Raw genomic sequence first — 1,361 nt, forward strand, 5'->3', positions numbered from 1 at the left:
AGCGGGAAAAAGGCTGCCAGCACCGAAAACTGAAGCCTCATGAATTATGGCGGTTAACAGGGTCGGCAGGGTCCGTGCAACAAGGCCCTTCAATGGCAAAAGAACAGCTCATCGGTAACCGACGCCGTCGATGAAGTCGATCAGTTGCGCCTCCTCATGTTCAGCATCGCTCAGGAGGGCACGGAGGATGAGCCGCGCGGTGAGAATTCCGATGGGCCGGTTATCCGTGTCCACGACGGGAATGTTATTCAGATGCCGCTGCTTCATCAACTCGGATACGTCTTTCAGATGATCCGGCCCCCGACACAGCGCGACATCGCGTGACATCACTGTTGAGACGGGGCACATGCTGGTCGCGCCTTGGCCGGTGCTGATCTGCCTCACGACGTCGGTCTTCGTCAGGACGCCCTGCAAGATGCCTTCGCGGTCACAAACGATCACGAGGTCCGTTCCGGAGCTCAGGAGCTTGGCGACTTCGATCAGCGTGGCATCATCCACGATGGTCACGAGCCGTTCACGTGCCGTCTGCAACAGTTCTTCAATCAACATCGTTGGATCCTACGCTGCCTTAATAGCAACAAAGGGTCATCGTGTCTCGTTGTCTTGGGCGGAAAAGCGGGTCCTGCCGTAACGACCGACTGAAACGGTTCGAGCGTTTCGATATTGTCCTAAAACGCCGCCTATAATGCGCCCCTTCGGGTGCGGCCACGCGCTATGTAAGCGTAGCAAGCGCGGGTCCGTAAGGCCTAGTTTCCAGCGGAGTAGCGGTCGACACCCCAGAGTCCGGATTTGTGCGCCCAGCCAGTATAGCCGCCTGCAGTCAACTCGCACCATGCGCACTCGCACTCGCAGACGCCGAGCCGTGCGATGAGGTTCTGTTCCAGCTCGGCCCTCACGGACGCGGTGTCTGACGGTTTGGTGCGCAGGGCAAGACGATCTTCATCCACAATCACTGTGCGCACCCCGGGTAGCATAACGTAATGGACCCAGCCACCTTGACCTTCGCGGTCGATCACGCGGCGCCACTGGCCGTATTCGGCGGTGATCTGCAACGGCATGTCGCGGGGCTGAAGCACTCAATTCATCCGGGAAGTCAGGCTTGGGCCGCGGCGCACGTTCGCCTCTTTTGCCTTTAAGCTGACGTAGCCAGGCAACGGCAGGTTCGTTTCCGGTCCCACATCAGGGGCCTGAAAGTTGACCGAGGTCGCCAGCGTGCCCTGCACCATCAAGGGGGTCCCGACCGCAAGGACCGCCAGAAAATACAGGCTACATGCAAGAGTCATGATGCCGCATTGATCTTCCTGATGAGTGCGCTGGTTCTCGTGCCGCGCATCCCTGACTGACAATGTGCCACCATTTAA

General features: G+C 58.9%; 2 protein-coding genes and 1 pseudogene. All 3 read right to left on the reverse strand.

The window, feature by feature from the left end:
* Positions 1-108: 108 nt before the first annotated feature.
* Positions 109-549, reverse strand: a complete 441-nt coding sequence (locus ACOI1H_RS25590) for a CBS domain-containing protein (protein WP_422441141.1) — start codon at positions 547-549, stop codon at positions 109-111.
* A gap of 197 nt (positions 550-746) precedes the next feature.
* The gene (locus ACOI1H_RS25595; RefSeq protein ID WP_422441143.1) at positions 747-1,076 is read right to left on the reverse strand and encodes an SH3 domain-containing protein; all 330 of its coding nucleotides are present in this window, start codon (positions 1,074-1,076) and stop codon (positions 747-749) included.
* Positions 1,077-1,361, reverse strand: a pseudogene (locus ACOI1H_RS25600) (hypothetical protein); the annotation flags it as partial.

Origin of the sequence: Loktanella sp. DJP18 (assembly GCF_049310965.1) — a bacterium.
Classification (GTDB): Bacteria; Pseudomonadota; Alphaproteobacteria; order Rhodobacterales; family Rhodobacteraceae; genus Loktanella.

Bases quoted from the DNA above. Each gene is read 5' to 3' on its own strand.
- ACOI1H_RS25590 (WP_422441141.1), bottom strand. From the start codon at position 549: ATGTTGATTGAAGAACTGTTGCAGACGGCACGTGAACGGCTCGTGACC.